The sequence below is a fragment of the Martinezella hainanensis genome, assembly GCF_900094555.1.
Taxonomy (GTDB): Bacteria; Pseudomonadota; Alphaproteobacteria; order Rhizobiales; family Rhizobiaceae; genus Rhizobium; species Rhizobium hainanense.
Genome location: NZ_FMAC01000028.1, coordinates 1 through 21428 on the forward strand (window position 1 = coordinate 1; position 21428 = coordinate 21428).

Here is a 21428-nt window from a genome sequence, read left to right on the forward strand (position 1 = left end):
GTTGCCGTTGAGCTGATCGTTCCGATCGCGATGGAAGAAAAGCTTCGCTTCGCGATCCGCGAAGGCGGCCGTACCGTCGGCGCAGGCATCGTTGCCTCCATCGTCGAGTAATCCCAGGATTATTCCTTTACAAAAAGGCCCCGCTGGAAACAGCGGGGCCTTTTTGCATTCCGACATACCGTCGACGCGCATCCGTCGCTCAGGCGGAATTTGCACAATGCGAACACATGTCACGCATCGGTGACATGATTTTCCTGTTGTATGCCCGCCTTCGCACAGCGCACGACATCCGCAACGAAATCGCTTTTGCCGCCGGTATAGTGATCCCAATCGCCGTTGGCCTCTTTGGCCAGGCGCCATTTCAATATCGCATAATTCGCGACAAGTTCAGGATGCGCGCGCAGATAGTCGCGGAAGAGAAGGCGCTCCCGGTGAGCCTCGTTATCAGGCAGGCAGAGATAGAGACGCGTGCCGTAAGGTGTCTCATCCTTGGTGAAGGCCCAGCGGCCGGCGCCATGCAGATCGCCGTGAAAGCGATATCCGTCCTCCTTCAGGCGCTCCGTCGCATCCAGCCTGGCCTCTTCCGAAAAGAGGACGGCATCGATATCAAGCTTGGGTTTGGCGCATAATCCAGCGATCGCCGTGCTGCCGATGTGATGGAACGTGGCGAGATGGCCAAGCAACAGGCTGATTGTCTGGCTTCTGCTTTCGAAGAGAAGAGGCCATTGCGGGTCGTATTCGACAAGCGTGATCGGCCGCATCCGTCCCGTCTCCTCTTGCCGCTCTCGGCACTCGCAATATGCTTTACCGAGTCGATCCGATTATTTTGCCGGGAAAGCGACGGGTCACCAAGCCGTGTCTTGCGAAATGGAGGCAAGGGCCTATGTATCGCTCGATTTTATCTGGAGGAGATTTCATGAAGAAACGTATTTTGTTTACCGGCGGCAGCGGCAAGGCTGGACGTCACACTGTTCCCTGGCTGGTCAATGCCGGCTATGAAGTCCACAATATCGATCTCGTGCCGCTGAACAGCCCCGGTGTCACGAATCTGGTGGCTGATGTCACTGATGCGGGACAAGTCTATAATGTGCTGACCATGCACCGCGATTTTCCCGATCTCGATCAGGGCAAGGGTGTACAGCCTTTCGATGCCGTCGTGCATTTCGCCGCCATTCCGCGCATCCTGATCAAGCCCGACAACGAGACTTTCCGCATCAACACGATGAGCACTTATAATGTCATCGAGGCGGCCGCGAAGCTCGGCGTGAAGAAGATCATCGTCGCCTCCAGCGAGACGACCTATGGCATCTGCTTCGCCGAAGGCCATCGCGACTTCCATCAGTTCCCGCTGGAGGAGGATTACGACGTCAATCCGATGGATTCCTATGGTCTATCCAAAGTGGTGAACGAGAAGACCGCCCGTGCTTTTGCCGAGCGCTTCGGCATCGATATCTACGCGCTGCGCATCGGCAATGTCATCGAGCCGCACGAATATGAGCGCTTCCCCGAATATTTCGCGAATAGCGAGATCCGCAAGCGCATCGCCTGGAGCTATATCGACGCCCGCGATCTCGGCCAGATCGTCCATCTCTGCATCGAGAAGAATGGCCTCGGCTTCCAGGTGTTCAATGCCGCAAACGACACGGTATCGGCCAATACGCCTTCACGAGAACTTGCCGCCAGGCACTTTCCGAATGTGCCGTTCACGCGCGAGATCGGCGAGTATGAGGGCTTGTTGTCCAACCGCAAGATCCGTGAGGTCTTGGGCTTCAAGGAAGAGCACGACTGGCGGAAATATGTGAAGGTCTGAGGGGAGGTAGCCCTTGCAATCGGCCGGGCGCTTTGTGTCGGCGCCCGGTAAACACATTGATCCGGGCAGGAGCGCCTCTCCATTTGTTACGCAGCAAAACCAAAAATGCTTCCGCAAACACTCGACAAATATCGCCGTTTATTTAAGTAGGGTTGCGTTCGCGAAGCATCTCCTAGAGATTGCAGCGCATGGCCCGGCATATCCGTGCCCGTGTTTCGAACCAGCGCCCTCCGGCCGATGGGTCTCAAGGGTGGACAGCGCGCGATTTGCGTCGCGACGAAAGATAATAGTCGGCTGACCTGCAAGCGCTCAGCCGTTTCGGAGGTATCATGAAGGATAATGTTGCACGTATTTTCGTCGGGTTCGATTCCAAGGAGGTCGTGGCCTATCACGTCCTGACCCAGAGCATCATCGAGCGCTCGTCTATTCCGGTGGTCTTCTCGCCGATCGTGCTCAACAATCTCGAGGGCATCTTCACGCGCGAGCGCAATCCGCTGCAGTCGACCGAATTTTCCTTCTCGCGCTTCCTCGTGCCTTATCTCAGCGATTATCAGGGCTGGAGCATCTTCATGGATTGCGACATGCTCGCCCGCACCGATATCGCCGAACTTTGGGCGCTGCGCGACGACCGCTATGCCGCCATGTGCGTCAAGCACGACTATCAGCCGAAGATCGAAACCAAGTTCCTCGGTCAGACGCAGACGAAGTATGAAAAAAAGAACTGGTCGAGCATGATCCTGTTCAACAACGCCAAATGCACGGCGTTGACGAAGGATTTCGTCAATACGGCAACCGGCCTCCAGCTTCATCAGTTCAAGTGGCTGGAGAATGACGACCAGATCGGCGAGGTGCCGGTGACCTGGAACTATCTCGTCAACGAATACGACTATCGTGAAGATGCCAAGCTCGTGCACTTCACCGATGGCGGCCCGTATTTCGACGAATATCGCAACGACGACTACGCCGAAGAATGGTTCGCCATGCGCGATCGGATGCTGCACGTCCAACAGAAGTGAGCGAATTGGATCAGAGAACGCCAGGCGTCAGTAATATCGGCCTACCGGCTGCGGCTTCCGCGGCCGGTTTGAGCAGCGCCGACGAATGGCGGACCACGTTTACTGGGTTTTCCCATATCGTCCTGGTCGCCAATAGCGACGCGGTCGATATCGCAAGCCTGCAGGCGCAGTTTCCGCAGACTGCGCTCTTCGTCTTCTTCAACAAGGTCTACAAGGTTCTGGATCGCCCGTTCCACGGGCATTCGCTGCTGATCTCCCGCGGGCAGCCGCGCGGTGCCAACATCGTCTATCGCGGCGAAGTGGGCGAGGTCGTCAAATTCTTTCCGAAGGAATATTTCCTCGGCATCATGAATATCCGCCTCGGACCGGAGGAGAAGCTCAATCCCGCCGCTGATTTCCAGGGAGCGCCGACCGGCCACCTCGATCTCGTGGGCTTCTGCTCGGATTTCTACACGGAGGGCAAGACGCCGACGAGCGGCTTTGCCATGGCGCTCTGGCTCAGCGACCTGAAACTGCCCGGCGCGATCGTGCTTGCGGGTTTCTCGGCCAGACGCAGCCAGAAGTGGAGGGTGGTTTCTGCCCATGATTGGAGCTTCGAGCAGACCTTCCTGCGCCTGTTTGCCCGGTTGGGAAAGATCACCATCCACGGCGGGGTTGCGTTGAACCCCTATATCCGCCTTGCGCAGCGCTTCACTGAGGTTCCGCCGGCCGAGATTGCTTTGGCCGCGGCCGAGGTTTTGTCGGAGCGGCTCGGCAATACCGATGCCGAAATAGACAAGCTGATCTCCCTGACGAATGTGATTCGTTCCGCGGATAACTTCATGCGTCGCCTCAGGCCGAAATTTCTCAAGCGCAAGCCGAAAGGTTCTCCCGGGGAATAACGAAGGCGAGGGGCATCCTTTCCGTAGCATTCGCGGCGGTTTCGCCTCAGCGGCAGATCTTCTGTTCGAGACTGTCCCATGTGAAGTTGCGGGTTCGATTGGGAAAAAGAAAAAAACGCTCTTGCCAATCGTTTCGTCCCGCCTTAAAGGGAGCGCCATGTCTTCGAACTGCTCGGGCGGTCCACCGCTTGAAGCGAATATTCGAAGGAAGAAGGGGTATAGCTCAGTTGGTAGAGCGGCGGTCTCCAAAACCGCAGGTCGTAGGTTCGAGCCCTGCTGCCCCTGCCACTTTCCTTGATTTGACTGGCGCGTTGTTTCGCAGCTTCTTGGGTTAAGGGTCATGCCGGATTGTCGGCAAATTTTAGAAAACGCCGTATTGCCTCTTGTTAAATCGGGAATCGGTGTTTATGTAGGGTTTAACAGACACGCGGTGCGTGGGGCTGATATGTTCAGCTTTACGCGCCGTAATTGCGTGGGCAGTCAATGGCATCCAAAACGAATCCACTAGCGTTTCTGCGGCAGGTGCGCTCCGAGACGTCGAAAATTACTTGGCCGTCGCGCCGCGAGACCATGATCTCGACGGTGATGGTGCTCGTCATGGTCGTGTTCGCCTCGCTGTTTTTCTTTGCTGCTGACCAGCTCATTGGCTGGATTCTCAGCTATGTGCTGAATACCGGCAATTGATATCGGGTGGAGATGAACATGGCGGCACGTTGGTACATCGTCCACGCTTATTCTAATTTCGAAAAGAAGGTGGCTGAATCCATTGAGGAAAAGGCCAAGCAGAAGGGTCTCGAGCATCTGTTCGAGAAGATCCTTGTGCCGACCGAAAAGGTGGTCGAGGTTCGTCGCGGCCGCAAGGTTGATAGCGAGCGCAAGTTCTTTCCGGGTTATGTGCTCGTGCGCGCTAACCTGACGGATGAGGCCTACCACCTGATCAAGAATACGCCGAAGGTTACTGGCTTCCTCGGCTCCGACAATAAGCCCGTTCCGATTCCGGATTATGAAGCCGAGCGCATTCTCGGTCAGGTCCAGGAAGGCGTTGAGCGGCCGAAGGCCTCCGTATCCTTCGAAATCGGCGAGCAGGTTCGTGTATCCGACGGTCCGTTCGCATCGTTCAACGGCACGGTTCAGGATGTGGACGAAGAACGTTCGCGCCTGAAGGTGGAAGTGTCGATTTTCGGCCGCGCTACGCCGGTCGAGTTGGAATACAGCCAGGTCGAGAAGGTCTGATGTGATTTCTACGAAAGGTTGGCCTGGCGGCTGGCCTTTCGTTTGAGTTTGGATATAAGTAAGTGTTTGCTTATATCTCGCGGCAAAGCCGCAATCCGCGTGGAAGGGTAGGGTCTTAGCCGGACCTGGTGATCCGTACCACGCAACCGCAGCCGCCGGAGCGATCCGGCATAGTAGGCCGGGCAACCGGTCATGTAGAAAGGCAGAGAGAAATGGCTAAGAAAGTTGCAGGCCAGCTCAAGCTGCAGGTCAAGGCCGGCTCGGCGAATCCGTCGCCGCCGATCGGTCCTGCGCTTGGTCAGCGTGGCATTAACATCATGGAATTCTGCAAGGCGTTCAATGCCGCCACGCAGGAAATGGAAAAGGGTATGCCGATCCCGGTCGTCATCACCTACTACCAGGACAAGTCCTTCACCTTCGTCATGAAGCAGCCGCCGGTCAGCTACTTCCTGAAGAAGGAAGCGAAGATCCAGTCCGGCTCGAAGACCCCGGGCAAGGGCGCCAAGGCTGGCACCCTGACCAAGGCTCAGGTTAAGGCGATCGCCGAAGCCAAGATGAAGGATCTGAACGCCGCCGATATCGAAGGCGCAATGGCCATGATCGAGGGCTCTGCCCGTGCGATGGGCCTGGAAGTGGTGGGCTAAGACCATGGTAGCAAAGCGTATTCAGAAGATTCGTGAAGGCGTTGATCCGACCAAGCTTTATGCTCTGGATCTGGCCATCAGCATGGTCAAGGAACGTGCCGTCGCCAAGTTCGACGAGACGGTCGAAATCTCGATGAACCTCGGCGTTGACCCGCGTCACGCCGACCAGATGGTTCGCGGCGTCGTCAACCTGCCGAACGGCACCGGCCGTACGGTTCGCGTTGCCGTTTTCGCTCGCGGCGCCAAGGCCGACGAAGCCAAGGCTGCCGGTGCTGACATTGTCGGCGCTGAAGACCTGGTCGAAATCGTTCAGGGCGGCAAGATCGATTTCGATCGCTGCATCGCCACCCCGGACATGATGCCGCTGGTCGGTCGTCTCGGTAAGGTTCTCGGCCCGCGTGGCATGATGCCGAACCCGAAGGTTGGCACCGTTACGATGGACGTCAAGGCAGCTGTTGAAGCTTCCAAGGGCGGCGCTGTCGAGTTCCGCGTCGAGAAGGCTGGTATCGTCCATGCCGGTATCGGCAAGGCCTCCTTCGAAGCCAAGGCTCTGGAAGAAAACATCCGCGCCTTCGCTGACGCTGTCATTAAGGCGAAGCCGGCTGGTGCCAAGGGCAACTACGTCAAGCGCGTAGCGATCTCCTCGACCATGGGTCCGGGCGTCAAGATCGAGCCGTCGACGGTTACGGCGCCGAGCGCCTGATTGATTTCGCTGGGCTTTGTGCCCGGCATTTAAGAATTCCCGGCCTTTCGGGGCCGGGATTTCCGGAGAAATCCGGAATTCCTGTCCGAGATTGCAGGTGGTTATCCCTTAATCACTTAAGCCTGCATGAGACGGGTAAGACCCGAATTTTGAAGAAGCATCGCTTCGATGAACTCGGTTCGAGCCTTGGATGCCTTGTGCCTTGGAGCCGTATGGCTCGAGCGCGAGGGGACAGGATCCTCAAGCGTCGCTTGGGATCTCTCTTGATCCCAGGAGGCAAAAGGCAACCCGGCAGGCCCGTTAACCCGGTCCTGTCAACTGGAGAAAAGCAGTGGAAAGAGCGGAAAAACGCGAATTCGTCACGGAACTGAACGAAGTCTTCAAGGCTTCGGGCTCGGTTGTCGTGGCCCACTATGCTGGTGCTACAGTCGCTCAGATGAACGATTTCCGTTCCAAGATGCGCGCTGCTGGCGGCACCGTCAAAGTCGCGAAGAACCGCCTGGCCAAAATTGCTCTTCAGGGCACGGATGCGGAAGGGATTTCCAATCTCTTCACCGGTCAGACGCTGATCGCATACAGCACTGATCCGATTACCGCTCCGAAGGTCGTCGTGGATTTCGCCAAGGGCAACGACAAGATCGTTGTACTGGGCGGCGCCATGGGAACAACAACGCTCAACGCCGAAGGTGTAAAGTCGCTCGCGACCCTGCCTTCGCTGGACGAGCTGCGCGCGAAGCTGCTGGGCATGATCCAGACTCCGGCTACCCGCATCGCAGGTGTTGTTGCAGCGCCGGCAAGCCAGCTTGCTCGCGTGTTCTCGGCCTACGCCAAGAAGGACGAAGCCGCGTAAGGCGGTTTTTCGCTGTTTATAACCAACCAGTTCGAACCGAACAAAAGGAACTATCAAAATGGCTGATCTCGCAAAGATCGTAGACGACCTCTCCTCGCTGACCGTTCTCGAAGCCGCAGAACTGTCGAAGCTTCTCGAAGAAAAGTGGGGCGTTTCCGCCGCTGCTCCGGTAGCTGTTGCTGCCGTTGCCGGTGGTGCTGGCGGCGCTGCTGCAGCTGCTGAAGAAGAAAAGACCGAGTTCGACGTCATCCTCGCTGATGCCGGCGCGAACAAGATCAACGTCATCAAGGAAGTCCGCGCCATCACCGGCCTGGGCCTCAAGGAAGCCAAGGACCTCGTTGAAGCCGCTCCGAAGGCTGTCAAGGAAGCTGTTTCCAAGGCTGAAGCTGCTGACATCAAGAAGAAGCTCGAAGACGCCGGCGCTAAGGTCGACGTTAAGTAAGCTTGAAACTGCTTTGGGAGGTGGCTTTTTGCCGCCTCCCATTTGCCGTTTTTCTGAACGAATTACCCAAAAGCCGCGGGCAAAACGGCTTTTGGGTAATGGGTTCTTCAAGAGGATGGTCTCAAACCGAACCGCGACGCAATCCGGCTGAGCGGTTTTCGGTTAGATAGACGAGATTGAACTACTCATTGATTGATGGGGTCGCCTGGCCAGTGATTCCCATCCGTTGCAGGCCCGGGTGCAGGATTTTAAAGGAGCGACGATGGCTCAGACCCTTTCGTTCAACGGTCGCAGGCGCGTACGCAAGTTTTTTGGTAAGATTCCCGAAGTCGCAGAGATGCCGAACCTCATCGAGGTTCAAAAAGCGTCCTACGATCAGTTTCTCATGGTCGAAGAACCCAAGGGCGGCCGCCCGGACGAAGGTCTCCAGGCCGTCTTCAAGTCGGTTTTCCCGATCACCGATTTCTCCGGCGCTTCCATGCTGGAGTTCGTTTCCTATGAGTTCGAACCGCCGAAGTTCGACGTCGATGAGTGCCGCCAGCGCGACCTGACCTACGCCGCGCCGCTGAAGGTGACCCTCCGTCTGATCGTGTTCGATATTGACGAGGATACGGGCGCGAAGTCCATCAAGGACATCAAGGAACAGAGCGTTTACATGGGCGACATGCCGCTCATGACGAACAACGGTACGTTCATTGTGAACGGCACCGAGCGCGTGATCGTGTCGCAGATGCACCGTTCGCCGGGCGTCTTCTTCGATCACGACAAGGGCAAGAGCCATTCTTCCGGCAAGCTGCTCTTTGCTGCTCGCGTCATCCCTTATCGCGGTTCCTGGCTCGATATCGAATTCGACGCCAAGGATATCGTCTACGCCCGTATCGACCGTCGTCGCAAGATTCCGGTGACGTCGCTGCTGATGGCGCTCGGCATGGACGGCGAAGAAATCCTGTCGACCTTCTACACGAAGTCGCTCTATCAGCGCGACGGCGATGGCTGGCGCATTCCGTTCAAGGCTGAAACGCTGAAGGGTGCCAAGACCGTTACCGACATGATCGACGCCGACACCGGCGAAGTCGTGGTTGAAGGCGGCAAGAAGCTGACCCCGCGCCTGCTGCGTCAGCTGCAGGAAAAGGGCCTCAAGGCCCTGAAGGCGACAGACGAAGAACTGTATGGCCTCTTCCTGGCGGAAGATATCGTCAATTTCCAGACCGGCGAGATCTATCTCGAAGCCGGCGACGAAATCGACGAGAAGACCCTGCCTGTCATCCTGAAGGCCGGCTTCGACGAGATCCCGATTCTCGGCATCGACCACATCAACGTCGGCGCCTACATCCGCAACACGCTGTCTGCGGACAAGAACGAGAACCGTCAGGACGCTCTGTTCGACATCTACCGCGTCATGCGTCCGGGCGAGCCGCCGACCATGGAATCGGCCGAAGCCATGTTCAACTCGCTGTTCTTCGATGCGGAGCGTTACGACCTCTCCGCCGTCGGCCGCGTGAAGATGAACATGCGTCTCGACCTCGACGTCGAAGACACCGTCCGCATCCTGCGCAAGGACGACATCCTGGCCGTGGTCAAGATGCTTGTCGAACTGCGCGACGGCAAGGGCGAGATCGACGATATCGACAACCTCGGCAACCGCCGCGTCCGTTCGGTCGGCGAGCTGATGGAAAATCAGTATCGTCTCGGCCTGCTGCGCATGGAGCGTGCGATCAAGGAACGTATGTCCTCGATCGAAATCGACACGGTCATGCCGCAGGATCTGATCAACGCCAAGCCGGCTGCTGCCGCCGTCCGCGAATTCTTCGGCTCCTCGCAGCTGTCGCAGTTCATGGACCAGGTGAACCCGCTTTCGGAAATCACCCACAAGCGCCGTCTTTCGGCTCTCGGCCCGGGTGGTCTGACCCGCGAGCGCGCCGGCTTCGAAGTCCGCGACGTTCATCCGACGCACTACGGTCGTATTTGCCCGATCGAAACGCCGGAAGGTCCGAACATCGGCCTCATCAACTCGCTGGCGACCTTTGCCCGCGTCAACAAGTACGGCTTCATCGAAAGCCCTTATCGCCGCATCATCGACGGTAAGGTGACCAACGATGTGCTCTACCTCTCCGCCATGGAAGAGGCGAAGTACTACGTTGCTCAGGCCAACGCCGAGCTCGACGCCGACGGCTCCTTCATCGAAGAATTCGTCGTCTGCCGTCACGCTGGCGAAGTCATGCTCGCTCCGCGCGACAACATCAACCTGATGGACGTCTCGCCGAAGCAGCTGGTTTCGGTCGCCGCCGCTCTGATCCCGTTCCTGGAAAACGACGACGCCAACCGCGCTCTGATGGGCTCGAACATGCAGCGTCAGGCCGTGCCGCTTCTGCGTGCCGAAGCCCCGTTCGTCGGTACCGGCATGGAGCCGGTCGTCGCACGTGACTCGGGTGCTGCTATCGGCGCCCGCCGCGGCGGCGTGGTCGACCAGGTCGACGCAACGCGTATCGTTATCCGCGCCACCGAAGACCTCGATCCGTCGAAGTCCGGCGTCGATATCTACCGCCTGATGAAGTTCCAGCGTTCGAACCAGAACACCTGCGTCAACCAGCGTCCGCTGGTCACCGTCGGTGACGTGGTCAACAAGGGCGACATCCTGGCAGATGGTCCGTCGACCGACCTCGGCGATCTGGCTCTCGGCCGGAACGTGCTCGTCGCGTTCATGCCGTGGAACGGCTACAACTACGAAGACTCGATCCTGCTCTCCGAGCGTATCGTTGCCGACGACGTGTTCACCTCCATTCACATCGAAGAATTCGAAGTGATGGCGCGCGACACCAAGCTCGGTCCGGAAGAAATCACCCGCGACATTCCGAACGTTTCGGAAGAAGCGCTGAAGAACCTGGACGAAGCCGGCATCGTTTACATCGGCGCTGAAGTTCAGCCGGGCGATATCCTCGTCGGCAAGATCACGCCGAAGGGCGAAAGCCCGATGACGCCGGAAGAAAAGCTCCTGCGCGCCATCTTCGGTGAAAAGGCATCTGACGTTCGCGATACCTCCATGCGCATGCCGCCCGGCACCTACGGTACGGTCGTCGAAGTTCGCGTCTTCAACCGTCACGGCGTCGAAAAGGACGAACGTGCCATGGCGATCGAGCGCGAAGAGATCGAACGCCTTGCCAAGGACCGCGACGACGAGCAGGCGATCCTCGACCGTAACGTCTACGGCCGTCTGGTCGAGATGCTGCGCGGTCAGGTTGCCCTTGCTGGTCCGAAGGGCTTCAAGAAGGGCACGGAACTGTCGAACGCTGTCGTTTCGGAGTATCCGCGTTCGCAGTGGTGGATGTTCGCTGTCGAGGACGAAAAGGTCCAGAGCGAGCTGGAAGCCCTGCGCGGCCAGTACGACGAATCCAAGTCGCGCCTTGAACAGCGCTTCATGGACAAGGTCGAGAAGGTCCAGCGCGGCGACGAAATGCCTCCGGGTGTCATGAAGATGGTCAAGGTCTTCGTCGCTGTTAAGCGCAAGATCCAGCCGGGCGACAAGATGGCAGGCCGTCACGGGAACAAGGGCGTGGTCTCGCGCATTGTTCCGGTTGAGGACATGCCGTTCCTGGAAGACGGTACGCATGTCGACATCGTGCTGAACCCGCTCGGCGTTCCCTCGCGCATGAACGTCGGTCAGATTCTCGAAACGCACCTTGGCTGGGCTTGTGCCGGCATGGGTCGTCAGATCGGTGAGCTGATCGAAGCCTACAAGGCAAGCGGCAACATCGAGCCTCTGCGCAAGACGATCGATCTGGTTGTCGGCGACGGCCCGAAGAGCGACGACGTTCACGAGTATGACGATGCGTCGGTTCTGCGCTTGGCTGATCAGTGGAAGCGTGGCGTGTCCATCGCGACCCCGGTCTTCGACGGCGCTGGCGAAGCGGATGTCAACCACATGCTGGCAATGGCAGGTCTCAAGCAGACCGGTCAGTCGACACTGTACGACGGTCGTACCGGCGAGCAGTTCGACCGTCAGGTCACGGTTGGCTACATCTACATGCTGAAGCTGAACCACCTTGTCGACGACAAGATCCACGCCCGTTCGATCGGCCCGTACTCGCTCGTCACTCAGCAGCCGCTGGGCGGTAAGGCGCAGTTCGGCGGTCAGCGCTTCGGCGAAATGGAAGTCTGGGCGCTGGAAGCTTACGGTGCAGCCTACACGCTGCAGGAAATGCTCACGGTCAAGTCGGACGACGTGGCCGGCCGCACCAAGGTCTACGAAGCCATCGTTCGTGGCGACGATACCTTCGAAGCGGGCATTCCGGAAAGCTTCAACGTTCTCGTCAAGGAAATGCGCTCGCTGGGTCTCAGCGTCGAACTGGAAAACTCCAAGGTCGACGATCTGCAGACGGCAAGCCAGCTTTCGGACGCAGCCGAGTAATAGCCTGCGGGTGCGCGCTGTCGGTCAGTGCGCACCGCTTGGAATATTGCAGCGCCGTTCGCGTCCGGTTGGATGCATGGCGCCGCAAGGCGGTTTTAAAGCGTCAGTCCGGTTCCCGGGATTTGCCGGCACTGTTCGCAATTCGAGGGCGTTTCGCCCCTAAAGGAGATAGGCATGAACCAAGAGGTCATGAATCTTTTCAATCCGCAGGTGCCTGCGCAGAATTTCGATTCCATCCGGATTTCGATTGCGTCGCCGGAGAAGATTCTTTCCTGGTCTTATGGCGAGATCAAGAAGCCGGAAACGATCAACTATCGTACGTTCAAGCCGGAACGCGATGGTCTTTTCTGCGCGCGAATCTTCGGACCGATCAAGGACTACGAATGCTTGTGCGGCAAGTACAAGCGTATGAAGTACAAGGGCATCATCTGCGAAAAGTGCGGCGTTGAAGTCACGCTGTCGCGCGTTCGCCGTGAGCGCATGGGCCATATCGAGCTCGCCGCTCCCGTTGCCCACATCTGGTTCCTGAAGTCGCTGCCTTCGCGCATTTCGACGCTGCTCGACATGACGCTGAAGGATGTGGAGCGCGTTCTCTACTTCGAAAACTACATCGTCACCGAGCCAGGTCTCACCGCGCTCAAGGAGCATCAGCTTCTCTCGGAAGAAGAGTACATGCTCGCCGTCGACGAGTACGGTGAAGACCAGTTCACCGCCATGATCGGCGCTGAAGCGATCTATGAGATGCTGGCCAGCATGAATCTCGAAAAGATCGCTGGCGACCTGCGCTCCGAGCTTGCCGACACTACTTCGGATCTGAAGCAGAAGAAGCTGATGAAGCGCCTGAAGATCGTCGAGAACTTCATGGAATCCGGCAACCGTCCGGAATGGATGATCATGAAGGTCGTCCCGGTCATCCCGCCGGACTTGCGTCCGCTGGTTCCGCTCGATGGCGGCCGCTTCGCGACCTCGGATCTGAACGATCTCTATCGCCGCGTCATCAACCGTAACAATCGTCTGAAGCGCCTCATCGAACTGCGCGCTCCGGGCATCATCATCCGCAACGAAAAGCGCATGCTGCAGGAATCTGTCGATGCGCTGTTCGACAACGGTCGCCGCGGCCGCGTCATCACCGGCGCCAACAAGCGTCCGCTGAAGTCGCTGTCCGACATGCTCAAGGGCAAGCAGGGCCGCTTCCGTCAGAACCTGCTCGGCAAGCGCGTCGACTATTCCGGCCGTTCGGTCATCGTGACCGGTCCGGAACTGAAGCTGCATCAGTGCGGCCTGCCGAAGAAGATGGCGCTCGAGCTGTTCAAGCCGTTCATCTACGCCCGCCTCGACGCGAAGGGTTATTCCTCGACCGTCAAGCAGGCCAAGAAGCTGGTCGAAAAGGAAAAGCCGGAAGTCTGGGATATCCTCGACGAGGTCATCCGCGAGCATCCGGTTCTCTTGAACCGTGCACCGACGCTGCACCGCCTGGGCATCCAGGCCTTCGAACCCACGCTGGTCGAAGGCAAGGCTATCCAGCTGCACCCGCTCGTCTGCACGGCCTTCAACGCCGACTTCGACGGTGACCAGATGGCTGTTCACGTGCCGCTCTCGCTGGAAGCCCAGCTTGAAGCACGCGTGCTGATGATGTCGACCAACAATATTCTGCACCCGGCAAACGGCGCGCCGATCATCGTTCCCTCGCAGGACATGGTTCTCGGCCTGTACTATCTGTCGATCCTGAACCAGAACGAGCCGGGCGAAGGCATGGCCTTCTCCGACCTCGGCGAGCTGCATCACGCCCTCGAAAACAAGGTCGTGACGCTGCACTCGAAGATCCGCGGCCGCTTCAAGTCGATCGGCGAAGATGGCAAGCCCTATTCGAAGATCTATGAAACGACCCCTGGCCGTCTGCTGATCGGCGAACTTCTGCCGAAGCACGGCAAGGTCACCTTCGACATCTGCAACCAGGAAATGACCAAGAAGAACATCTCCAAGATGATCGACACGGTCTACCGTCATTGCGGCCAGAAGGACACGGTCATTTTCTGCGACCGTATCATGCAGCTTGGCTTCTCCCATGCTTGCCGCGCCGGCATTTCGTTCGGCAAGGACGACATGGTCATTCCGGACACCAAGGTTAAGATCGTCGGCGATACCGAAGCGCTCGTGAAGGAATACGAGCAGCAGTACAATGACGGTCTGATCACCCAGGGCGAGAAGTACAACAAGGTCGTCGACGCCTGGGGCAAGGCCACGGAAAAGGTCGCCGAAGAAATGATGGCCCGCATTAAGGCCGTCGAATTCGACGAAAAGACCGGTCGCCAGAAGCCGATGAACTCGATCTACATGATGAGCCACTCGGGTGCTCGTGGTTCTCCGAACCAGATGCGCCAGCTGGGCGGCATGCGCGGCCTCATGGCCAAGCCGTCGGGCGAAATCATCGAGACGCCGATCATCTCGAACTTCAAGGAAGGCCTCACCGTTAACGAGTACTTCAACTCGACCCACGGTGCCCGTAAGGGTCTCGCCGACACCGCCTTGAAGACCGCGAACTCGGGCTACCTGACCCGCCGTCTCGTCGACGTCGCGCAGGATTGCATCGTCACGCACGTCGATTGCGGTACCGAAAACGGCCTCACCATGACCGCCATCGTCGATGCCGGTCAGGTTGTTGCTTCGCTCGGCGCCCGCATCCTCGGCCGTACGGCCCTGGACGACATCGATCATCCGGTCACGGGTGAGCGCATCGTCGACGCCGGCAAGATGATCCTCGAGCCCGATGTCATCGAGATCGAGAAGGCTGGTATCCAGTCGATCCGCATCCGTTCGGCGCTGACCTGCGAAATCCAGACGGGCGTATGCTCGGTCTGCTACGGCCGTGACCTTGCTCGCGGTACGCCTGTCAACATCGGTGAAGCTGTCGGCGTCATCGCCGCGCAGTCGATCGGTGAGCCGGGCACACAGCTGACCATGCGTACCTTCCACCTGGGTGGCACGGCGACCGTGGTCGACCAGTCGTTCCTGGAAGCTTCGTATGAAGGCACGGTTCAGATCAAGAACCGCAACATGCTGCGCAACTCCGATGGCAACCTGGTTGCCATGGGCCGCAACATGACGGTCCAGATCCTGGACGAGCGTGGTGTCGAACGTTCCTCGCAGCGTGTTGCTTATGGCTCGAAGCTGTATGTCGACGACGGCGACAAGGTGAAGCGCGGTCAGCGTCTGGCAGAGTGGGACCCCTATACCCGTCCGATGATGACGGAAGTGGCCGGTACGGTTCACTTCGAAGACGTCGTCGACGGTCTCTCGGTCCTCGAAGCGACGGACGAGTCTACCGGCATCACCAAGCGTCAGGTTATCGACTGGCGCTCGACGCCGCGCGGCTCCGATCTGAAGCCGGCGATCGTCATCAAGGACGCCAGCGGCAATGTCGCCAAGCTCTCGCGCGGTGGCGAAGCCCGCTTCCTGCTCTCGGTCGACGCGATCCTGTCGGTCGAGCCGGGCACGAAGGTGTCGCAGGGTGACGTTCTCGCCCGTTCGCCGCTGGAAAGCGCCAAGACCAAGGACATCACGGGTGGTCTGCCGCGTGTTGCCGAACTGTTCGAAGCTCGTCGTCCGAAGGACCACGCCATCATCGCAGAGATCGATGGTACGATCCGCCTCGGCCGCGACTACAAAAACAAGCGTCGAGTCATCATCGAGCCGGCGGAAGACGGTGTCGAGCCGGTCGAATACCTGATCCCGAAGGGCAAGCCCTTCCACCTTCAGGAAGGCGACTATATCGAAAAGGGTGACTACATCCTCGACGGTAACCCGGCTCCGCACGACATCCTGGCGATCAAGGGCGTGGAGGCTCTGGCTTCATACCTGGTCAACGAAATCCAGGAAGTCTACCGCTTGCAGGGCGTTGTCATCAACGACAAGCACATCGAAGTGATTGTCCGTCAGATGCTGCAGAAGGTTGAGATCACCGATGCGGGCGACAGCCAGTACATCGTCGGCGACAACGTCGACCGTATCGAACTGGACGACGCCAACGACCGCCTCATCGAAGAAGGCAAGAAGCCTGCTTATGGCGATCCGGTTCTGCTCGGGATCACCAAGGCATCGCTGCAGACGCCGTCCTTCATCTCGGCTGCATCCTTCCAGGAAACGACGAAGGTGCTCACCGAAGCTGCGATCGCCGGCAAGACCGACGGTCTGCAGGGTCTGAAGGAAAACGTCATCGTCGGCCGCCTGATCCCGGCCGGTACCGGCGGTACCATGACGCAGATCCGCCGCATCGCCACGGCCCGCGACGAGCTCATCCTCGAAGAGCGCCGCAAGGGCACCGGCGCCGGCGTCGCAACGCCGATGCTGCAGGATCTCGCCAGCGAGAACACTCCGGCCGAATAAGCTGGAGCTGAATAGATCAAAAATCAAAACCGCCCGGAGCGATCCGGGCGGTTTCTTTTTTGCGTGATGATGAGATCGAATGGGTGAGGGGAGGCCGCCTTCGTTGGGCGGCCGTCCGATCAGCGGAAGCGAATGATCGCGACTTCGCCTTCGAGTGCACCCTGATAGGCCGAGGCGTGTGGTTCTTCGTCCGGTATGTCCGTCAACAGTCCGATCTGGTCGAGGTCGGCCTCGATGAAACCTTCTTCGGCAAGCGCATTCAGCGCCTCGCGCACAGCTGTATCGTCGTCAGGCGCTTTCAGCATGACATGCAGGTCGATACCTTCGCCGCCATCGGTCTCATATCCCTTGCCGATGATGATGAAGACCATGGGGCCGTCGGAATTGTTGTCGTTATCTGGCGCAGTAATCATGAGTCTTCCTTCGGGAGTGTCGAATCGACCCGGCGATTCCTTTTCGCCGCGCGGGTCCGTCGGATGGAAATGTCCTTCCGTGATTCCTTATAGGGATTTTGACAAAATACCAAAGTCCATCTTGCCGAGGAGGCGGCATTTCCGTATTCAACACGCCAAATGGCTGGTTTGCCCGGCCTTTCCGGGCTTTATGACAAAGATAATTTCTTAACCGGCCTTGACGAACCGGCGGGAAACCAGTAGTACCGCCGCCATCGGAACCCATGTGAGGCATGGCTGTTCGGGGCGACGCGCCCTGAAGTTCACCTCAAACAAGGTTCTAAACGCACGTTGAAGACACGAATGCTGCACGCACGACGCTATTTACGGCGTCCTCTGCTTTTTTGTGGTCCATCTGCGAGAGCGGATCGGGCCACGTTTTGCGCATTGAGACGAACGTGTGTCGTTGCCGGTGACGGCGCAAGTGAAGCCCGCAAGGGTGTCGACATAGATTTACAAGGGATGGTTGAATGCCTACCGTAAACCAGCTGATCCGCAAGCCTCGCCAGGCGCAGGTAAAGCGTAATAAGGTTCCCGCTCTCCAGGAGAACCCGCAGAAGCGCGGCGTTTGCACCCGCGTCTACACGACGACGCCGAAGAAGCCGAACTCGGCTCTGCGTAAGGTCGCAAAGATCCGCCTGACCAACGGCTTCGAAGTCATTGGTTACATCCCCGGTGAAGGTCATAACCTTCAGGAGCACTCTGTCGTCATGATCCGTGGCGGCCGCGTGAAGGACCTTCCGGGTGTTCGCTACCACATCATCCGCGGCGTTCTCGATACCCAGGGTGTCAAGAACCGCAAGCAGCGCCGTTCGAAGTACGGTGCGAAGCGTCCGAAGTAATTCGGATTTTTAGATAATCCGGCGCTGCGCGAGGTTCTCCGCGTGGTGAAGCGCCGCTAACAGTTGAGAGACGAGAAGTACATGTCCAGACGTCATAGAGCAGAAAAGCGCGAGATCAACCCGGACCCGAAGTTCGGCGATCTGGTCGTCACCAAGTTCATGAATGCTATCATGCTCGACGGCAAGAAGTCCGTCGCTGAAAGCATCGTATACGGCGCATTCGACGCCGTGCAGGGCAAGGCAAAGCAGGAGCCGCTCGGCGTGTTCCATCAGGCTTTGGATAACATCGCTCCGCACGTTGAAGTTCGCTCGCGTCGCGTTGGTGGTGCTACGTACCAGGTTCCGGTTGATGTTCGCCCTGAGCGCCGTCAGGCTCTGGCCATCCGCTGGCTGATCACTGCTGCTCGCAAGCGTAACGAGACGACGATGGTCGATCGTCTGTGCGGCGAACTTCTCGATGCCTCCAACAACCGCGGCGCTGCCGTCAAGAAGCGCGAAGACACGCACAAGATGGCTGACGCCAACCGTGCGTTCTCGCATTATCGCTGGTAATCCCGAACGGTTTCGGAAAGGCAGTCCATTATGGCTCGCGAATATAAAATCGAAGACTACCGCAATTTCGGTATCATGGCGCACATCGACGCCGGCAAGACCACGACCACCGAGCGTATTCTTTACTACACCGGCAAGTCGCACAAGATCGGCGAAGTGCACGACGGCGCAGCCACCATGGACTGGATGGAGCAGGAGCAGGAGCGTGGCATCACGATCACCTCCGCTGCTACGACCACCTTCTGGAAGGGCCGCGACGGCAAGACCCGCCGCTTCAACATCATCGACACCCCCGGCCACGTCGACTTCACCATCGAAGTCGAGCGTTCGCTGCGCGTTCTCGACGGTGCCATTGCTCTGCTCGATGCCAATGCCGGCGTTGAGCCGCAGACGGAAACCGTATGGCGCCAGGCTGAGAAGTATCATGTTCCGCGCATGATCTTCTGCAACAAGATGGACAAGACCGGCGCTGACTTCTATCGCTCGGTCGAGATGATCAAGACCCGCCTCGGCGCGACCGCCGTCGTTATGCAGTTGCCGATCGGCGCTGAAAGCGATTTCAAGGGCGTTATCGACCTGATCGAGATGAACGCCCTTATCTGGCGCGACGAGTCGCTCGGCGCTCAGTGGGACGTCGTCGAAATCCCGGAAGACATGAAGGCCAAGGCTGCAGAATATCGCGAAAAGCTGATCGAGACCGTTGTCGAGATCGACGAAGCCGCGACAGAAGCCTACCTCGAAGGCAACCTGCCTGACAACGAACAGATCCGCGCGCTCGTCCGTCGCGGCACGATCGACGTCAAGTTCCATCCGATGTTCTGCGGCACCGCCTTCAAGAACAAGGGCGTTCAGCCGCTGCTCGACGCCGTTGTCGACTACCTGCCGTCGCCGCTCGACATTCCGGCGATCAAGGGCATCGATTTCAAGACGGAAGCCGAAATCGAACGTCACGCTGACGACAACGAGCCGCTTTCCATGCTCGCGTTCAAGATCATGAACGACCCCTTCGTGGGTTCGCTCACCTTCGCCCGTATCTATTCCGGCAAGCTGGAAAAGGGCGCATCGGTCATGAACACGGTCAAGGACAAGCGCGAGCGTGTCGGCCGCATGCTGCAGATGCACTCCAACTCGCGTGAAGACATCGAAGAAGCCTTCGCAGGCGACATCGTTGCTCTCGCCGGCCTCAAGGAAACCACGACGGGCGATACGCTTTGCGATCCGCTGAAGCCGGTTGTTCTCGAGCGCATGGAATTCCCCGAGCCGGTCATCCAGATCGCGATCGAGCCGAAGACCAAGGGCGACCAGGAAAAGATGGGCCTCGCGCTCAACCGTCTGGCTGCCGAAGATCCGTCCTTCCGTGTGAAGACGGACCAGGAATCGGGTCAGACGATTATCGCCGGCATGGGCGAACTGCACCTCGACATCATCGTCGACCGCATGCGTCGCGAGTTCAAGGTTGAAGCTACCGTCGGCGCGCCGCAGGTTGCTTACCGCGAAACCATCACGCGTCAGACCGAAAAGGACTACACGCACAAGAAGCAGTCCGGTGGTACCGGTCAGTTCGCACGCGTCAAGATCGTGTTCGAACCGAACCCGGAAGGCGACGACTTCAAGTTCGAGTCCAAGATTGTCGGCGGTGCTGTTCCGAAGGAATTCGTACCGGGCGTTCAGAAGGGTATCGAAAGCGTTCTGTCTTCCGGCCCGCTGGCTGGCTTCCCGATGCTCGGCGTCAAGGCGACGCTCATCGACGGCGCCTTCCACGATGTTGACTCGTCGGTTCTGGCCTTCGAAATCGCTTCCCGCGCGTGCTTCCGTGAAGCAGCCCGCGAAGCCGGTGCCCAGCTCCTCGAGCCGATGATGAAGGTCGAAGTTGTAACGCCGGAAGATTACGTCGGCGACGTCATCGGCGACCTGAACTCGCGTCGTGGTCAGATCCAGGGTCAGGAAAGCCGCGGTATCGCTGTTGTCATCAACGCGAACGTCCCGCTGGCGAACATGTTCAAGTACGTCGATAACCTGCGTTCGATGTCTCAGGGTCGTGCACAGTACACGATGACCTTCGATCATTACGCGCCGGTTCCGTCGAACGTCGCACAGGAAATCCAGGCAAAGTATTCCGGTCAGAAGTGACCGGAATACCAATTGACCGATAACAAGAATTGATCCCCCAGGGGACAGGAAAACGGAGAGCCGAAAATGGCAAAGAGTAAGTTTGAGCGCAATAAGCCGCACGTTAACATTGGTACGATCGGTCACGTTGACCACGGCAAGACGTCCTTGACGGCAGCGATCACGAAGTACTTCGGCGAGTTCAAGGCGTACGACCAGATCGACGCTGCTCCGGAAGAGAAGGCTCGTGGCATCACGATCTCGACGGCCCACGTTGAATACGAGACGCCGAACCGTCACTATGCGCACGTTGACTGCCCCGGCCACGCCGACTACGTCAAGAACATGATCACGGGTGCCGCCCAGATGGACGGCGCGATCCTGGTTTGCTCTGCCGCTGACGGCCCGATGCCGCAGACGCGCGAGCACATCCTGCTTGCTCGCCAGGTTGGCGTTCCGGCGATCGTCGTATTCCTGAACAAGGTCGACCAGGTTGACGACGCCGAACTTCTCGAGCTGGTCGAGCTTGAAGTTCGCGAACTTCTGTCGTCCTACGACTTCCCGGGCGACGACATCCCGGTTGTCAAGGGTTCGGCGCTTGCTGCTCTTGAAGATTCGGACAAGAAGATCGGCGAAGACGCGATCCGCGAGCTGATGGCTCAGGTTGACGCCTACATCCCGACGCCTGAGCGTCCGATCGACCAGCCGTTCCTGATGCCGATCGAAGACGTGTTCTCGATCTCTGGCCGTGGTACGGTTGTGACGGGCCGCGTCGAGCGCGGTATCGTCAAGGTTGGTGAAGAAGTCGAAATCGTCGGCATTCGTCCGACGTCGAAGACGACGGTTACCGGCGTTGAAATGTTCCGCAAGCTGCTCGACCAGGGCCAGGCCGGCGACAACATCGGCGCGCTGATCCGCGGTGTTAACCGTGACGGCGTCGAGCGTGGTCAGATCCTGTGCAAGCCGGGCTCTGTCAAGCCGCACAAGAAGTTCATGGCCGAAGCCTACATTCTGACGAAGGAAGAAGGCGGCCGTCATACGCCGTTCTTCACGAACTACCGTCCGCAGTTCTACTTCCGTACGACTGACGTGACCGGCATCGTGAC

The 21428-nt window shown here is 58.6% G+C and carries 18 protein-coding genes and 1 tRNA gene; 17 read left to right on the top strand and 2 right to left on the bottom strand.

Translation table 11 applies throughout. The annotated features are described in order from the left end of the window. Window positions 1-111: EF-Tu C-terminal domain-related protein (locus GA0061100_RS33820; protein WP_143525621.1), on the top strand; the 111-nt coding region annotated here is incomplete at its 5' end. 119 nt (window positions 112-230) lie between these two features. Here GA0061100_RS33820 and GA0061100_RS33825 read toward each other — a convergent pair. After that, a complete protein-coding gene (locus GA0061100_RS33825) occupies window positions 231-761 on the bottom strand; it encodes a GrpB family protein (protein ID WP_075857227.1) in 531 nt (176 codons plus the stop codon). A gap of 155 nt (window positions 762-916) precedes the next feature. Here GA0061100_RS33825 and GA0061100_RS33830 point away from each other — a divergent pair, with 155 nt between their 5' ends. The 12 genes from GA0061100_RS33830 to rpoC all read left to right on the top strand — a co-directional run bounded on the left by GA0061100_RS33830 (window position 917) and on the right by rpoC (window position 16367). After that, entirely contained in the window at window positions 917-1810 is an 894-nt protein-coding gene (locus GA0061100_RS33830; protein ID WP_075857228.1) for an NAD-dependent epimerase/dehydratase family protein, read from the top strand. A 329-nt stretch (window positions 1811-2139) separates the two neighbouring features. Beyond that, window positions 2140-2826, top strand: coding sequence for a glycosyltransferase family protein (locus tag GA0061100_RS33835; protein WP_075857229.1), 687 nt, complete (start codon window positions 2140-2142; stop codon window positions 2824-2826). A gap of 68 nt (window positions 2827-2894) precedes the next feature. Further along, window positions 2895-3707 carry a 3-deoxy-manno-octulosonate cytidylyltransferase gene (locus GA0061100_RS33840; RefSeq protein ID WP_425298733.1) on the top strand — a complete coding sequence of 271 codons (813 nt, stop codon included), beginning with the start codon at window positions 2895-2897 and terminating at the stop codon, window positions 3705-3707. 212 nt (window positions 3708-3919) lie between these two features. Then, window positions 3920-3995, top strand: a tRNA-Trp gene (locus tag GA0061100_RS33845). Between the two features lie 195 nt (window positions 3996-4190). Beyond that, window positions 4191-4391 carry a preprotein translocase subunit SecE gene (gene secE / locus GA0061100_RS33850; protein ID WP_069614841.1) on the top strand — a complete coding sequence of 67 codons (201 nt, stop codon included), beginning with the start codon at window positions 4191-4193 and terminating at the stop codon, window positions 4389-4391. 18 nt (window positions 4392-4409) lie between these two features. After that, window positions 4410-4940, top strand: a complete 531-nt coding sequence (gene nusG / locus GA0061100_RS33855) for a transcription termination/antitermination protein NusG (protein ID WP_075857230.1) — start codon at window positions 4410-4412, stop codon at window positions 4938-4940. 212 nt (window positions 4941-5152) lie between these two features. Next, on the top strand, window positions 5153-5584 hold the full coding sequence (gene rplK, locus GA0061100_RS33860; protein ID WP_069614842.1) for a 50S ribosomal protein L11: 432 nt from the start codon (window positions 5153-5155) through the stop codon (window positions 5582-5584). A gap of 4 nt (window positions 5585-5588) precedes the next feature. After that, window positions 5589-6287: a 50S ribosomal protein L1 gene (gene rplA, locus GA0061100_RS33865; protein WP_075857231.1), complete on the top strand. Its 699-nt coding sequence runs from the start codon at window positions 5589-5591 to the stop codon at window positions 6285-6287. Window positions 6288-6618: 331 nt separating this feature from the next. Beyond that, complete coding sequence (rplJ, locus tag GA0061100_RS33870; RefSeq protein ID WP_004123444.1) at window positions 6619-7137, top strand: 50S ribosomal protein L10; 519 nt, start codon at window positions 6619-6621, stop codon at window positions 7135-7137. 58 nt (window positions 7138-7195) lie between these two features. Beyond that, a complete protein-coding gene (rplL, locus tag GA0061100_RS33875) occupies window positions 7196-7579 on the top strand; it encodes a 50S ribosomal protein L7/L12 (protein WP_015339593.1) in 384 nt (127 codons plus the stop codon). Between the two features lie 262 nt (window positions 7580-7841). Then, window positions 7842-11984: a DNA-directed RNA polymerase subunit beta gene (gene rpoB, locus GA0061100_RS33880; protein ID WP_075857232.1), complete on the top strand. Its 4143-nt coding sequence runs from the start codon at window positions 7842-7844 to the stop codon at window positions 11982-11984. A gap of 174 nt (window positions 11985-12158) precedes the next feature. Next, a complete protein-coding gene (gene rpoC, locus GA0061100_RS33885; protein WP_075857233.1) occupies window positions 12159-16367 on the top strand; it encodes a DNA-directed RNA polymerase subunit beta' in 4209 nt (1402 codons plus the stop codon). Between the two features lie 119 nt (window positions 16368-16486). On the opposite strand, the gene GA0061100_RS33890 is transcribed toward rpoC, so the two are convergent. Continuing rightward, on the bottom strand, window positions 16487-16780 hold the full coding sequence (locus GA0061100_RS33890) for a hypothetical protein (protein WP_004123433.1): 294 nt from the start codon (window positions 16778-16780) through the stop codon (window positions 16487-16489). Between the two features lie 509 nt (window positions 16781-17289). Between GA0061100_RS33890 and rpsL the strand changes: the two genes are divergently transcribed. From rpsL to tuf, 4 genes are all read left to right on the top strand, one after another. Further along, a complete protein-coding gene (gene rpsL / locus GA0061100_RS33895) occupies window positions 17290-17661 on the top strand; it encodes a 30S ribosomal protein S12 (RefSeq protein ID WP_003507760.1) in 372 nt (123 codons plus the stop codon). A gap of 81 nt (window positions 17662-17742) precedes the next feature. Then, window positions 17743-18213 carry a 30S ribosomal protein S7 gene (gene rpsG / locus GA0061100_RS33900; protein WP_075857234.1) on the top strand — a complete coding sequence of 157 codons (471 nt, stop codon included), beginning with the start codon at window positions 17743-17745 and terminating at the stop codon, window positions 18211-18213. Between the two features lie 30 nt (window positions 18214-18243). Next, the gene (gene fusA / locus GA0061100_RS33905) at window positions 18244-20343 is read left to right on the top strand and encodes an elongation factor G (RefSeq protein WP_075857235.1); all 2100 of its coding nucleotides are present in this window, start codon (window positions 18244-18246) and stop codon (window positions 20341-20343) included. A 66-nt stretch (window positions 20344-20409) separates the two neighbouring features. Further along, on the top strand, window positions 20410-21428 hold a 1019-nt coding region (gene tuf, locus GA0061100_RS33910; protein WP_075857236.1), incomplete at its 3' end, for an elongation factor Tu.

Bases quoted from the DNA above. Each gene is read 5' to 3' on its own strand.
- GA0061100_RS33825 (WP_075857227.1), bottom strand. From the start codon at position 761: ATGCGGCCGATCACGCTTGTCGAATACGACCCGCAATGGCCTCTTCTC.
- GA0061100_RS33830 (WP_075857228.1), top strand. From the start codon at position 917: ATGAAGAAACGTATTTTGTTTACCGGCGGCAGCGGCAAGGCTGGACGT.
- GA0061100_RS33835 (WP_075857229.1), top strand. From the start codon at position 2,140: ATGAAGGATAATGTTGCACGTATTTTCGTCGGGTTCGATTCCAAGGAG.
- secE (WP_069614841.1), top strand. From the start codon at position 4,191: ATGGCATCCAAAACGAATCCACTAGCGTTTCTGCGGCAGGTGCGCTCC.
- nusG (WP_075857230.1), top strand. From the start codon at position 4,410: ATGGCGGCACGTTGGTACATCGTCCACGCTTATTCTAATTTCGAAAAG.
- rplK (WP_069614842.1), top strand. From the start codon at position 5,153: ATGGCTAAGAAAGTTGCAGGCCAGCTCAAGCTGCAGGTCAAGGCCGGC.
- rplA (WP_075857231.1), top strand. From the start codon at position 5,589: ATGGTAGCAAAGCGTATTCAGAAGATTCGTGAAGGCGTTGATCCGACC.
- rplL (WP_015339593.1), top strand. From the start codon at position 7,196: ATGGCTGATCTCGCAAAGATCGTAGACGACCTCTCCTCGCTGACCGTT.
- rpoB (WP_075857232.1), top strand. From the start codon at position 7,842: ATGGCTCAGACCCTTTCGTTCAACGGTCGCAGGCGCGTACGCAAGTTT.
- rpoC (WP_075857233.1), top strand. From the start codon at position 12,159: ATGAACCAAGAGGTCATGAATCTTTTCAATCCGCAGGTGCCTGCGCAG.
- GA0061100_RS33890 (WP_004123433.1), bottom strand. From the start codon at position 16,780: ATGATTACTGCGCCAGATAACGACAACAATTCCGACGGCCCCATGGTC.
- rpsL (WP_003507760.1), top strand. From the start codon at position 17,290: ATGCCTACCGTAAACCAGCTGATCCGCAAGCCTCGCCAGGCGCAGGTA.
- rpsG (WP_075857234.1), top strand. From the start codon at position 17,743: ATGTCCAGACGTCATAGAGCAGAAAAGCGCGAGATCAACCCGGACCCG.
- fusA (WP_075857235.1), top strand. From the start codon at position 18,244: ATGGCTCGCGAATATAAAATCGAAGACTACCGCAATTTCGGTATCATG.